11 protein-coding genes are annotated in these 12,527 nt (G+C 75.9%); 7 read left to right on the forward strand and 4 right to left on the reverse strand.

Annotated features, from left to right (window positions below; translation table 11 throughout):
* Window positions 1–58: 58 nt before the first annotated feature.
* The 3 genes from ACIQOW_RS27645 to ACIQOW_RS27655 form a co-directional block, all read right to left on the reverse strand.
* Entirely contained in the window at window positions 59–421 is a 363-nt protein-coding gene (locus tag ACIQOW_RS27645) for a S26 family signal peptidase (RefSeq protein ID WP_401089346.1), read from the reverse strand.
* A gap of 104 nt (window positions 422–525) precedes the next feature.
* Window positions 526–1,062 (reverse strand): hypothetical protein, encoded by a 537-nt coding sequence (locus tag ACIQOW_RS27650; protein ID WP_401089348.1) that lies wholly within the window; start codon window positions 1,060–1,062, stop codon window positions 526–528.
* A gap of 240 nt (window positions 1,063–1,302) precedes the next feature.
* The gene (locus tag ACIQOW_RS27655) at window positions 1,303–1,908 is read right to left on the reverse strand and encodes a GNAT family N-acetyltransferase (protein ID WP_401089350.1); all 606 of its coding nucleotides are present in this window, start codon (window positions 1,906–1,908) and stop codon (window positions 1,303–1,305) included.
* A gap of 713 nt (window positions 1,909–2,621) precedes the next feature.
* Here ACIQOW_RS27655 and ACIQOW_RS27660 point away from each other — a divergent pair.
* Entirely contained in the window at window positions 2,622–3,347 is a 726-nt protein-coding gene (locus tag ACIQOW_RS27660) for a hypothetical protein (protein WP_401089352.1), read from the forward strand.
* Window positions 3,348–3,500: 153 nt separating this feature from the next.
* Here ACIQOW_RS27660 and ACIQOW_RS27665 read toward each other — a convergent pair whose 3' ends face one another.
* Window positions 3,501–6,809, reverse strand: coding sequence for an AfsR/SARP family transcriptional regulator (locus tag ACIQOW_RS27665; protein ID WP_401089353.1), 3,309 nt, complete (start codon window positions 6,807–6,809; stop codon window positions 3,501–3,503).
* A 203-nt stretch (window positions 6,810–7,012) separates the two neighbouring features.
* Here ACIQOW_RS27665 and ACIQOW_RS27670 point away from each other — a divergent pair, with 203 nt between their 5' ends.
* From ACIQOW_RS27670 to ACIQOW_RS27695, 6 genes are all read left to right on the forward strand, one after another.
* On the forward strand, window positions 7,013–7,825 hold the full coding sequence (locus tag ACIQOW_RS27670; protein ID WP_401089355.1) for an SDR family oxidoreductase: 813 nt from the start codon (window positions 7,013–7,015) through the stop codon (window positions 7,823–7,825).
* 83 nt (window positions 7,826–7,908) lie between these two features.
* On the forward strand, window positions 7,909–9,150 hold the full coding sequence (locus ACIQOW_RS27675; RefSeq protein ID WP_401089357.1) for an MFS transporter: 1,242 nt from the start codon (window positions 7,909–7,911) through the stop codon (window positions 9,148–9,150).
* Window positions 9,151–9,232: 82 nt separating this feature from the next.
* Window positions 9,233–10,387, forward strand: a complete 1,155-nt coding sequence (locus tag ACIQOW_RS27680; RefSeq protein ID WP_401089359.1) for an alkene reductase — start codon at window positions 9,233–9,235, stop codon at window positions 10,385–10,387.
* A 475-nt stretch (window positions 10,388–10,862) separates the two neighbouring features.
* Window positions 10,863–11,105 carry a hypothetical protein gene (locus tag ACIQOW_RS27685; protein WP_401089361.1) on the forward strand — a complete coding sequence of 81 codons (243 nt, stop codon included), beginning with the start codon at window positions 10,863–10,865 and terminating at the stop codon, window positions 11,103–11,105.
* A 45-nt stretch (window positions 11,106–11,150) separates the two neighbouring features.
* A complete protein-coding gene (locus ACIQOW_RS27690; protein ID WP_401089363.1) occupies window positions 11,151–11,912 on the forward strand; it encodes a helix-turn-helix domain-containing protein in 762 nt (253 codons plus the stop codon).
* Window positions 11,913–11,990: 78 nt separating this feature from the next.
* Entirely contained in the window at window positions 11,991–12,401 is a 411-nt protein-coding gene (locus ACIQOW_RS27695) for a sigma factor-like helix-turn-helix DNA-binding protein (RefSeq protein WP_401089365.1), read from the forward strand.
* Window positions 12,402–12,527 lie beyond the last annotated feature (126 nt).

The raw sequence follows: 12,527 nt of genomic DNA on the forward strand, positions 1-12,527 counted from the left end.
GAGCCTGTGAGGCCGGGCGGCTCGACCGAGGGGGCCGGGGGTCGGGGCGGGGGCCGGCTCAGGGCCGGTCGTCGGGGTCGGCTGCCCGGGCCTTGGCCGCGGCGCCGGGGCGGGGTGCCCCGTCGACCGCGACGCAGATGCCGAAGACGCGGGCGCGGTTGGTCCAGCCGTTGACGCGGCCCCGGTTGTTGCTGATCTGGACGCGCTGCCTCGCCGGGTCGAGGGAGGACACCAGGTGCAGGTAGACGGTGCCGGCGCGGGCGAGGACGATGTCCCCGGGCTCCAGCTTCGACGGGTCGACCGGGGCGACGGCCACCAGCTGCCGACTGCGGATCAGCGGGACCATCGAGGAGCCGCTCGGCCGGAACTCGACGGTGGCCCCGCCGGCCACCCTTGCCGCCACCGCGTCCAGTGCACCCATCCGGTGATCGTGGCAGACGCGGTGGGGGCGGGCCCACCGGTTTTTCGGCGTCACCTCCCCGCCGGGGAGGCGGGCGTTGACGCGTCCGTGAGGGCGGAGCCGCACTACCGGGGCGGTGCCGGTTCCTTCCGGAGGAGCTCCTCGGCGGAGCACATGCCGTCCGGGTCCAGGTAGAGGCAGATGTTGAAGCCCTTCGCATCGTGCTGGACCTGGGCTTCGAGGCCGCACCAGCTGGGGAGATCGGCGTTGTCCGGCGATATCGAGAAGTTCGTGCCTTCGTCCGCCGAGCCGCTCGGCTCCCAGACCCGCCACTTGCCGGCCTTCATGCTCGTGGAGCAGGAGTAGCCGTGCATCGCGTGGTCGATCCCGTCCGCCGTCAGGCTGTGGTCGGCCGACAGGTGCACCCTGGCACCGGCGGCGTTGCTCCAGTCCCCGACCAGCTCGGCCTGCGTGAGCACGGCCACCTCGCCGCCGGCGGCGGCGCACGAGGTGCAGGCGAGTACCAGGCACCCGACGACCGCGGCCACCCGTCCGGCGAACCCGCCGAGTCGGTGGGCCGTGCGGTGCGCCCGGCTGCCCGGGCGCGGTGCCGGCCGTCTGCCGTGGCCGGCTCCGGCCGGGCCGTCGTGTGCTGGATCCATGTCCCACCCCCTGGTTCGGGAGCGTCGGCGCATGCGCGTGCCCAGAGGGCCGGCGATGCTCCGCCGCGTTCGGGCCAGCCTGCCACATGTTTTGAACCCGTTCAATTTGCGAGGGTCGATGGATCGGAGCGGCCGCCCCGGGCTGCCGAGGCGCTGGTCGCAGACGTCGGGCACGGGCGGTGGCGGTGGCGGCGGCGGTGGTGACGGTGGTGGCGTCACCTGTGGCGCACGGTGGTCCTCTCACTGGTCCTCCTCGGAGGATCGGGGGCTGATGCCACGGTTGTTCCCGTACGATCCGACCGGTAGGCCGCCCGCAGGGGTGGTGCGGGCGGCGCTGGGTTGACGCGGATTCAGCCGGCGGAGAGCACCAAGGCGGCGGGCGGTGGTGCGGTAGCCCAGGCGCTCGAAGGCCGCGGCCATCGGCGTGTTGGCCAGGTCGGTGTCGGCGCGGACCTGCCGCGGGTCGGTCTCGGCCGCCAGGATCCGGGTGGTCTCGGCGAGGATCTCGTCCGCGTACCCGTGGCCCCGGTGCCCGGGCAGCACCCCGAGGTAGCCGACCACGGGGGAGGCGTGGTTGCGCGAGGGGACGGCGAAACCGGCCACCTCGGCGCCGGGCGTACGGGCGGTGCGCCAACAGGAACGCTCGCCGGGCATGGTGTCGCGGTAGAACGCGACGTCCGCGCGCGCCCGGGCCCCGGCGCCGATCCGGGCGGCCTCCCGGCGGGTGGCGGCGTCGAGGCTGCCCTCCAGGACCCGGCGGAACAGGCCGGTGAAGACCTCGTCGTCGGGCTCGGCGCGGAAGAGCAGGCGCCCCGATGGCTCCGGGAGGCCGGCCCGGGGGGCCACTCGTAGCGCAGGCGCTCCACGCTCGCCGTCAGCCCGGCCCGGCGGGCCGCCTCCTGACGCCAGTCCACGCCCGCGACCGCGTCGGGGCGGTTGTGCCAGTCGACGGGGAGGAACAGGTGGTACGCGGGCGGGGCGCTCGCGCCGGCGGCGAACACCGGGTGCGCGGCGGTGAGCAGCCCGGCGGCCAGGGTGGTGCGGTCGGTGGCCGGCCGCACCGTGTCGTGGACGAGCACGGCGTCGAGGGCACCGGGCGACGTGTCGCCGGGGGAGCCCCACCAGACGGCGAGGGCGAGCGGCGCGGTGCCGGGGGCCTCCTCGGCGACCCACGTCCACGCGGGGCGGTACTCGCCGGCGGCGAGCCGGGCCCGGTACGTGTCGGCCGTGAGGTCGCAGGCCGGGCCGGTGACGAGGAGGGGGAGGAGGCGGTCGAGCTCGGACGCGAGGATGGGGCGGAAGATCACGGCCCCTCCGGGGAGGGGCAGGTGCGGTCGGGGAGGGACGGGTGCGGTCGGGGGCGAGGGCAGGGTCGGGGCGCACCCGGTCATCCCCGCCACCCCATCGCCGCGCGCAGGAAGTCGGCCCCGCCGACTTCCTGCGCGCACACCCCCAGGCCGTCCCGGCGCAGCCGTCGGCCGTGTCAGTGCCCGGTGGTAGGCATGGGCCGCAGGAACAGGAGGGGTACGCGTGACGACCGGTGAAGGCGAGGAGGCGAGATGAGCACGAGACTGTATCTGGACAGTGCCCGGCAGCCCCGGACACCGGACGGGTCGGCGGGGGAGTGGGCAGACTTCTTCGACGGGGCGATGGAACTGGAGGCCAAGAACTGGCCGCCGCTGCTGTGGTGGGCGATGTTCGGCCGCGCGGATCTCGCCGAGGCGAGGATCGCCGACACCGAGGACGCCGGAACCGTGGAGCACGCGGAACTGCTGGAGGAGTGGGGCGAGGCCGCCTACCCGTACCTGGTGGTCGACCAGCCGACGGCGCTGGCGCGGCTGCGCGCCCGGCGGGAGGCGCTGACCGGCCTGCTCGGCGAGCGGTTCGCGCCCCTGTACGACGAGTTCGTCGCGCTCGTCGACGCCCGGTTCGGCCCCTACGTGCTGCTGCGGACCGAGGCGTTGGCCGACGGCGGCGATGGCGGAGGCCTTCGCCGACTGTTCGAGGAGACCCTGGCCGACCTGGAAGGCCTCGACGCCGGCCGTGCCCCGGCGGCCGGCGGGTGCCTGGACGACCTGGTCGGGTACTTCCGGCGGTGGCAGCACACCGATCCGGTCTGGCTCTTGGCGGGAGCCGGCCGGGGATGGCCGAGCGCCGAGCTGCGCGAGCGCCTCGCCGGCGGCGCTGCCGGCGCTGCCGCGGCCGGGCGGCCGTCGGTAGCCGGGGGCCGGGTGCGGGGTGCCCTGGCTGGGCTGGTGGCAGGCCTCGTCCGGAGGAAGGGGTGAGCGGCTGGGGATGAGTGGCTGGGTGCGGGCGAGTTCGGCGGCCTGCTCCGGGGTCAGGGCTGTGCCGTGGGTGAGGGCCTTCCGGAAGGCCTGCTTGCCCAGGGCGGTGGTTCGGTTGGCGTTGGCGTTGGCGGTGAGCGGCTGGGTGCGGGCTCAGCCTGCCGTCGGGGTGCGGGCGAGTTCGGCAGCTTGCTCCGGTGCCATGGCCGTGCCGTGGGTGAAGGCCTCCCGGTAGGCCTGCTCGCCCAGGGCGGCGGTCGTGCGGGCGGTGATCCGGTCGACGTCGGCGCGTTCCGCGGCGGGTAGTGGCGCGTCGACGCTGCGCCGGGCGGCGTCGGCGGCGCCGAGCAGCAGCGCGGCGCGGGCCGGGCCCTCGGGGCCGGTCGCGAGCGACTCGGCTCCCGCCAGGCCCTCCAGGGACAGTGCGAACGCGCGCGGCTCGGCGAGGGTGAACGCGTAGTCCAGGCCCCGTAGATGGTGGGCGAGCGCCGCGGGGCGGTCGCCGCGCAGTTCGGAGGTGAAGCCCAGCTCGGCGTGCCGCAGGTGGTCGCCGACCGGGGACACGAAGCGTGCCAGCATGCTGAGCAGCCGTGCCTCGGCCTCGTCGAGGGCGCCGGAGCGGCGCGCGCCGAGCGCGAGGCCGGTCTCGGCGGCCGACTCGCCGAACCGGTAGCCCTGGGCGACGGCCAGCTTCCGGGCCCGCTCGTGGAGTCCGGCGGCGCGCGGCCAGTCCTCGGCGAGCAGGGCGAGGCGGCCGAGCCCGGTGAGCCGTGCGGACACCTCGGTGTGCAGGCCGAGCTCCTCGGCCAGTGCCAGGCCCTGCCGCTGGCGGCGTTCGGCCGTGGCGTAGTCGCCCATGATCTGCGCGTACGTGGCCAGCGGTGAGACAGTCTGCAACTCGCCCCAGCGGTCGCCGAGTTCGTGGAAGGCCGTGGCGGCGCGCACACCGTCGCGGTCGAGGTCGGCCAGGTCGCCGGTGAAGAGCCGGTGCAGCGTGCGCAGCGCGAGGCCGGCGGCGACGCCCCAGCGGTCTCCGGCCGCCTCGAACAGAGCCACCGCGGCGTCGTTCAGCTTCGCGCTCGCCGCCACGTCGCTCGCGCTGAACTCCCCGTACGCGCACAGCCACAGGGCCCGGCCGCGGCGCACCGGGTCCGGCACACCGTCCGCGAGGCCGTGCGCGGTGGCGTCGGTGATGCCGCCGACGGCCGCCGCGGGCTCGCCGGTCATGCGGGCGAACGCGTAGTGCAGCAGCGCGAGTTCGGCATCGCCCGGGGCGGCCTCCACGGCGGCGTGGAGGCGGCGCCTGGCCTCGGTGAGGCGGCCGCGCAGGAGCCACCACCAGCACAGCGAGACGGTGAGCCGGGCCGCGTCGGAGGGCTCGGACAGCCCGGGCCGGGTGAACGCCTCGTCGAGGGCGGTGCGCAGGTTCGCGGCCTCGGCGTCGAGCACGGCCAGCCGGCGCTGCTGGCCCGCGCCGCGCAGCTCCGCCTCCGCGCCTTCGGCGAGTGCCAGGTAGTAGCGCAGGTGTCGGCGCCGGGTGTCGGCCGCGTCCGCCATCTCGTGCAGCCGGTCGAGGGCGTAGGCGGCGACCGTCTCCAGCAGCCGGTAGCGGGTGCCCGTCGGGCCGGTGACGACCACCACCAGCGACCGCTCGACCAGCCGGGTCAGCAGGTCCAGGACGTCCGTGCGGTCCACGCCGTCGCCCGCGCACACCGCCTCGGCCGCGTCGAGCGTGCAGCCGTCGCGGTGCACGGCCAGGCGCCGCAGCACGATGCGTTCCGGTGCGCCGAGCAGTTCCCAGCTCCAGTCGATCACGGCGCGCAGCGTGCGCTGGCGGGCGGGTGCGTCGCGGCGGCCGGAGGTCAGCAGCCCGAACCGGTCGCCGAGCCGGTCCGCCAACTCGCGGACGCCGAGCGCCCGGACCCGGGTCGCGGCCAGTTCGAGCGCGAGCGGGATGCCGTCCAGGCGCTCGCAGACCTCCGCCACCGCGGCCAGGCCGCCGTCGTCCTCGGCCGCTCCGAATCCCGGTGCGGCGGCCGCCGCCCGGGCCAGGAACAGCGCCTGCGCCTCCGCCGGTTCGAGCGGTTCGACCAGTACGACGGCCTCGCCGGCGACCGCGAGCGGCTCCTGGCTCGTCGCCAGGATCCGTACCCCCGGCGCGGCGCGCAGCAGCAGGGCGGCCAGCTGCGCGGCGGCGTCCACCACGTGCTCGCAGTTGTCCAGCACGAGCAGCACGGACCGTTCGCGCAGCGCCTGGACCAGGCGTTCGGCGGGCGCCGACGGGAGGCCGAGGCGCGGGGCGCCCGTGGGGCTGTCGTCGCGGATGCCGAGGACGGCGGCGACCTCGGCGGCCAGGTCGGCGGCGTCGCCCTGCCGGCCGGCCAGCTCGACGAACCGGACGCTGTCGGGGCGCTGCGGGGAGGAGGGTGCGGCGTCCGTCAGGCGTCGTGCGGCGGCGATCGCCAGCCGCGTCTTGCCGACCCCGCCGGGGCCGGTCAGCGTCACCAGGCGGGAGCCGTCCAGGAGCCGGGCGACCCGCGTCAGCAGCGCGTCGCGCCCGATCAGCGGGGTGAGGTCCGCAGGGAGATCGGAGGGGAGACCGGCGGGGAAAGCAGCGGGCGATGGGGACGGGACGGCGGGGGAGTTGTCGCCCGGGGGAGCGGGAGCGGCGGCGGGCCGTTCGGGCGTCCGCGCGGCCAGGGACGGGTCCTGCCGCAGGATCGCGTCGTGCAGCGCGGCCAGGCCGGGGCCCGGATCGAGTCCCAGGTCCTCCGCCAGCCGGCCGCGCAGGTCGGCGTACGAGGCCAGCGCCTCGCTCTGCCGCCCCGCCCGGTACAGCGCCCGCAGCTGGACGGCCCGCAGCCGTTCGCGCAGCGGGTACCGGTCCACCAGGTCGGCGAGATCGCCGGTGAGCAGCGGGTCGCCGCCCGCTTCGAGGCGGGCTTCGGCGTGCTCCTCCAGCACGGCGACGCGCTGCTCGTCGAGCCGGTGGGCCGCGGCACGGGCGAACTCCTCGTCGGCGAAGTCCGCGTACGCCGCGCCGCGCCACAGCCCCAGCGCGGCGGCCAGCCGGGCGGCGCGCTCCTCGGGGTCGGTGACGGCGCGGGCGTCGGCGACCAGTGCCAGGAACCGCGCGGCGTCCACCTCGTCCGGCTCACCCGCCTCGCCGCTCTCGCCGCCGTCGGCGGTGGCGGGGGCCAGCCGGTAGCCGGCGCCCTGGCGCAGCACGCGGTCGCGGCCGATCGCCCGGCGCAGCTGGGACACCTTGGCCTGGAGCGCGTTGGCCGGGTTGCCGGGCGGTTCGTCGCCCCACAGGTCGTCGACCAGCAGGTCCGCGGAGGCCACCCGCCCCTCCCGGACGAGGAGCGCGGCCAGCAGCGCGCGGACCTTCGCCTCGGGGACCTTCACCTGGTCGCCCGCGGCGTCCCACACCGCAAGCGGACCCAGCACCCCGAAACGCATGTCTGCACGCTACACGGCGTGTCCCGGAGCACCGGCAGTGGACCGTCAGCCGCTCCGGGGCACCGTCAGCGGATCGTCAGCCGACCCGAAGCGCCCGCGGCCAGAGTCGTTCCTGTCGGAAGCCGGCAGAACGGCAGAACGGCAGAACAGCAGAAAGACACGACGCGACACGGCACGACACGAGCGATCGGAGGGAGCGGACCATGCCGAAGTACACGGGCCGGAACGCGGTCGTCGTCGGCGGCACCACGGGGGTCGGCCTCGCGATCGCCAAGCGCCTCGTAGAAGGCGGCGCCCGCGTGCTGCTGACCGGCGGCGCGGCGCACGGATCGGCGGAGGCGGCGGCCCGGCTGGGTACGGCGGCGACCCTGGTCGCCTGCGACACGGGGGACCCAGGGGCCGCCGGGGCCGCCGGGGACGTCGCCGAGGCGAATGCCGCGGCGCTCGCCTCGGCGGCGCGGAGCACCCTCGGCACCGTCGACATGCTGTTCGTCGCCGCCGAGCCCGGCGCCGCGCAGCCGCAACCGCAGCAGCAGACGGAGCCGCAGCCGGAGTCCGAAACGCAGCGCTACGACCGGCAGTTCACCGCCGCCACGAAGGGCGCGTACCTCGCCGTCCGGGCGCTGGCACCGCTGGTCGCCGACGACGGCGCCATCGTCTTCACCACGGTGGCGGCGGACGCCTGCCGGCCCGGCCTGCCGGACGCGGGCGTGCACGCCATGACGGCGTCGGCCGTGCACGCCTTCTCCCACGTGCTCGCGGTCGAACTCGCCGACCGCGGCGTGCGCGTCAACGCCGTCTCGCCGGGCGCCATCGGCACACCCGCCGACGGCGCCGCCCGGGGCCCCCGGCGCGACGCCGCACCGCCGCTCGGGCGCCGCGGTTCCGTCGACGACGTCGCCCGCACCGCGCTCTTCCTGGCCGCCGACGCCACCTTCACCACCGGCACCGTGCTCGCCGTCGACGGCGGCCTCGGCTGCGCCACCGCCCGGCCGGGCCCCGCGCCCCGCCACTGAGTGGCACTCCCACCGCCACACCACACCCCAGCCACACCCACACCGCCACACCCACACCACACCCACGAACAGGACGACCCGCCATGCCCGCCACCGCACCCGCCGAATCACCCGGGACACCCCGCAAGACAGCGCCCCGCAAGGCACCGCCCCCGGGCCCCGGCCGCCTCCCGCTGCCCGCACTGCTCGCCCTGGCCACCGCCGTCTTCATCACCAGCCTCACCGAGACGCTGCCCGCCGGACTCCTGCCCGCGATGAGCGCCGACCTGGGCGTCGGCGAGTCGGCGGCCGGGCAGACCGTGACCGTCTACGCCCTCGGCACCGCGCTCACCGCGATCCCGCTCGCCGTGGCCACCGCCCGCTGGTCGCGCAAGCGGCTGCTGCTCGTCTCGATGGCCGGGTTCGCCGCCGCCAACACCGTCACCGCCGTGTCGTCGGCGTACCCGCTGACCATGGCGGCCCGGTTCGTCGCGGGCGTCGCCGCCGGCCTCGCGTGGGCGCTGCTCGCCGGCTACGCCCGGCGGCTGGCACCGCCGCACCTGGAGGGCCGGGCCGTCGCGGTGGCGATGGCCGGCATCCCCCTCGCGCTGTCGCTCGGCGTCCCGGCCGGGACGTTCCTGGGAGACGCCGTGAACTGGCAGACCGCGTTCCTGGCCATGACCGGTCTGACCCTGCTGCTGCTCGCCTGGATCGCCGCCTTCGTGCCGGACCAGCCCGGCCGGGAGCACTCCGCCGGTACGCCCGTACGGGTCGCGCTGCGCAGGCCAGGGGTGCGGCCGGTGCTGACCGTCACCCTCCTGTTCGTCCTGGCGCACACCATCCTCTACACCTACATCGCCACGCTCCTCGACGACCTCGGCCTCGGTGACTCCACCGGCACCGTGCTGCTGGTCTTCGGCGGCGCCTCGCTGCTCTCCATCTGGCTGGTGGGCGCGCTCATCCACCGCAGGCTGCGGGTCCTGACGGTGGCCGCCACGCTGCTCGTCGCCGTCGCCGCGACCGGCTTCGCGCTGGGGACCGACAGCACCCCCGCCGTCTACGCCGCGGCCGCGCTGTGGGGCCTGGGCTGGGGCGGCGTGCCGACCCTGCTCCAGACCGCCGCGGGCGACGTGGCCGGGGACGCGGCCGACGCCGTGCAGGCCGCGCTGGTCACCCTCTGGAACGCGGCGATGGCCTTCGGGGGGCTGCTCGGCGGGCTGCTGTTCGACCTGTTCGGCGCGGGAGCGTTCGCCTGGAGCGCGCTCGTCCTGCTCGTCCCCGTCCTCGCCGTGGTGCTCGCGGCCCGCTCCCACGGCTTCCCGGCCGACCGGGGCACCGCGGCCTGAAGCCGCCTGAGGCCCGGCCCTCCGCCCTTTCGCCCCTCCGCTTCGCGAACTCCGAAGCCCCGTACCCGGAAAGGCCCCCGCCATGACCACGAGCCCCGCCGCCGCCCCCGCCGCCCGCGACCTGTTCGAGCCCGCCCGGCTCGGCCCGCTCGACCTGCCGAACCGCCTGGTGATGGCCCCCATGACCCGCAACCGGGCCGCCGCCGACGGCACCCCGCCGCCGATCATGGCCGAGTACTACGCCCAGCGGGCCGGCGCCGGGCTGATCATCGCCGAGGCCACCACCCCGAACCGGGTCGGCGCGACGTACCCGAACATCCCGGCCATCCACCGGGACGCGCACGTCGAGGGCTGGCGGGCGGTCACCGACACCGTGCGCGCCGCCGGCGGACGGATGTTCCTGCAACTCCAGCACGGCGGCCGGATCGGCCACCCGGAGACCAGCGGCCTGCACCCCGTCGCACCCTCCCCGGTGCCGTTCCCCGGCCCGGTGCACACCCCGTCCGGTCCGCGTCCGGCGGTGGTGCCGCGCGAGATGACGGCCGAGGACATCCGCGCCACCGTCGAGGACTTCGCGAACGCCGCCCGCAACGCGGTGGCCGCCGGCTTCGCCGGAGTCGAGGTGCACGCCGCGAACGGCTACCTGCTCCACCAGTTCCTCGGCCAGGACACCAACCGGCGCACCGACGCCTACGGCGGACCGGTCGCCCACCGCATCCGGTTCACCGTCGAGGTCGTGCGCGCCGTCGCCGACGCCATCGGCCCCGAGCGGGTCGGCGTCCGCATCGCCCCCGGCGTCACCGCGAACGCCATGGCCGAGGGCGACACCGAGGCGATCTACCCGGAACTGGTCGCCGCCCTCGCCGGGATCGGCCCGGCCTACCTGCACGTCGTGTTCGCCGACCCCGGCCAGGCGCTGTTCCGCGAGCTGCGCGCGGCCTGGCCCGGCACCCTCATCGCCAACCCGGTGCTGGGCTGGGGCGGCCCGCTGCCCGAGGACGGCGGCAGGGCCGCCGCCGAGCGGCTGCTCGCCGCGGGCGCCGACCTGATCGCGCTGGGCCGCCCGTTCCTCGCGAACCCGGACCTCGTCCACCGGCTGCGCACCGGCGCGCCGGTCAACCAGGTGCGCGACCGCGGCCTGATGTACACGGGCGGAGCCGAGGGCTACACCGACTACCCGGCACTGCACACCCCGGCCACGGCACCCCGCCCCGCCCCCGCCCCGGCGGGCGGGTGACCCGCCGTCCACCGAACGCGGGGCACCGGCCGGTGCCGGGAAATACAGAGAGACCGCTCGGGCCACCAGGGCCGGGCGGTCTCTGCTGTTCGGGCGGACCCATGCGCCAACACGGCCCGCTGCCGATGTTCCCGAGTTGTTGGAGTGAACAGCGCCCCCGGGTTCCGGACCCGCGGGTCCGGGTGAACGCCGCTCCAAATCGTCACACCCAGCCAGGACGGCTCACAAGGGCATGCTGCACAAAGGCGCATCAAAATCCGGTTTCAGTTCGTTGAACTGTGCGTCTCTGATAGGGCGTTCACAGAATTGCGGGCGGAGACCGGGACAGTGGCGCATCAATCCGCGCGATGTTCACCGAACCGATTGGGATTCACCCGTACGCCTGACAGAGTGTGATGCCACCGGGCACACAGTGCGACGCCAACCGCACAAGTGCCCGTCAGTTGGAGTGGACAGTGATATGGAGGCCTCCTCGATGACGAGGAACCGGAACAAGCGCATCCGCACCCGAACCCGCACCCGCTGCGCGACGGCGGACCCCGTACCGCTGCGCCCGCGCCCGTACGGGCCGTTCGCGGCCGGTGAGACGGCCGTGGTCGTCGTCGTGGTCGTGCTGGCCGCCGTCCTGGTGGCGACGGGCATGTCGGCCGGGGCGGCGATCGAACTGGCCACGGGCGGCTGCCTGTTGGCCGTAAGGCTGCGACGGGGGCAGGCCTAGGAAGAACGCCTGCCTGCGATGGGACGCCAAGAGAATCCGATCGAGGTGACCGAGCCGGCGCTCGCCCGGCTGGCCCTCCTGCTGCGGAATCAGCGCGAGCAGGCAGGGTTGACGTATCGTCAGCTCGCCGCTCGGACCAACTACCACCCCACCACCCTGCAACGGGCCGCCGACGGTCGCTCCGTGCCGAGCTGGAAGGTCGTGGAGGCCGTCACCCGCGAATGCGGCGGCGACCTCAAGACCATCCGGCGCAAGTGGGCCCAGGCCAACTACTGGTCCCACGTCCCCCGCCCCTCGGGGAGCCGGCGGCTGCTGCGCGCACCCCGCCGGGTCGACCCCCAGCAGGTCGACTCCTTCGCCGACCTGCGCCGGGCGATGCACGAGATGCGCCGCAAGGCCGACTGGCCCTCCCTGAGGGAACTGGACCGCCGGGCCCGCGAGCGGGGCGAACGCCTGCCCTCCAGCACCCTGTCCCTGGTCCTCAAGGGCGAGGCCCCGCTGCGCAAGCCCGTGTTCCTCGCCTACATGGAGGTCTGCGGGGTCAAGGAGGCCCGCCGCGCCCAGTGGGCGGCGGCCTGGGAGCGGACCAACAACTCCCGCACCCCGGTCCCGGTCAACTCGCGCACGTACCAGAGCGAGTTCGCCCGGGCCATGCAGTCCTCCAGCGCGGGCGCCTCGACGGACATCCTGTTCCGCCTGTGGGTGACCCTGCGCAACAGCCGGGCCGCCGACCGGGACGAGAGCCCCGGCCACCCCGCCGCGGCGGGCCGCGACGGCACCGACGACAACCCGTCGGTCCTCGTGTGACCGGGTCCGCGGCCGGGACGCGCGACCCGCGCCCCGGCCGCGGACCAGCACCCACCCGCGCCACCTCGGGACACCACCATGCCGACACCACCCCGCCGCCCGGCCGACCCCGGGCCCGCGCTGGGCCTGCGGGCGCTGCGCGACCTCCACCAGCGCCACTACCTGGACTACGCCGAACTGCTCCTGCCGCCCGCCGACGCCCGACTGGCCGTCCACGACGCCTTCGAGGAACTCGGCGGCCACTGGCTCGACGCCCTGTCCACCGCCAGCCCGACGGCCTGCGCCTGGCAGGCGGTGCGCCGCCGGGTCCGCACCCTGGCCGGCCCCCGGCCGTTCGGGCCGGTCGCCCACCTCACCGCCACCCAGCAGGACGTCCTGCTGCTGCACCTGGTCCTCGACCTGCCGGCCGCCGAGATCGCGGCGCTCACCGGCACCGAACCGGCCGCCGTCCACGTCCAGCTCCGTTCCCTGGCCGCCGCCCAGCGCTGACCGTTCGGCGCTGACGGTCCAGCGCTGACGGGGCAGCGCTGACGGTCCAGCGCTGACGGGGCAGGGCGGGGGCGAACGAGGGCAGCCGCCCGCTCCCCGGCGGGAGCGGACGGCTGTGTGGTGCAG

The sequence above is a fragment of the Kitasatospora sp. NPDC091335 genome (assembly GCF_044757205.1).
Taxonomy (GTDB): Bacteria; Actinomycetota; Actinomycetes; order Streptomycetales; family Streptomycetaceae; genus Kitasatospora.

Excerpts from the sequence above, each read along its gene's own strand:
- ACIQOW_RS27645 (WP_401089346.1), bottom strand. The coding sequence starts at position 421 with ATGGGTGCACTGGACGCGGTGGCGGCAAGGGTGGCCGGCGGGGCCACC.
- ACIQOW_RS27650 (WP_401089348.1), bottom strand. The coding sequence starts at position 1,062 with ATGGATCCAGCACACGACGGCCCGGCCGGAGCCGGCCACGGCAGACGG.
- ACIQOW_RS27660 (WP_401089352.1), top strand. The coding sequence starts at position 2,622 with ATGAGCACGAGACTGTATCTGGACAGTGCCCGGCAGCCCCGGACACCG.
- ACIQOW_RS27665 (WP_401089353.1), bottom strand. The coding sequence starts at position 6,809 with ATGCGTTTCGGGGTGCTGGGTCCGCTTGCGGTGTGGGACGCCGCGGGC.
- ACIQOW_RS27670 (WP_401089355.1), top strand. The coding sequence starts at position 7,013 with ATGCCGAAGTACACGGGCCGGAACGCGGTCGTCGTCGGCGGCACCACG.
- ACIQOW_RS27675 (WP_401089357.1), top strand. The coding sequence starts at position 7,909 with ATGCCCGCCACCGCACCCGCCGAATCACCCGGGACACCCCGCAAGACA.
- ACIQOW_RS27680 (WP_401089359.1), top strand. The coding sequence starts at position 9,233 with ATGACCACGAGCCCCGCCGCCGCCCCCGCCGCCCGCGACCTGTTCGAG.
- ACIQOW_RS27685 (WP_401089361.1), top strand. The coding sequence starts at position 10,863 with ATGACGAGGAACCGGAACAAGCGCATCCGCACCCGAACCCGCACCCGC.
- ACIQOW_RS27695 (WP_401089365.1), top strand. The coding sequence starts at position 11,991 with ATGCCGACACCACCCCGCCGCCCGGCCGACCCCGGGCCCGCGCTGGGC.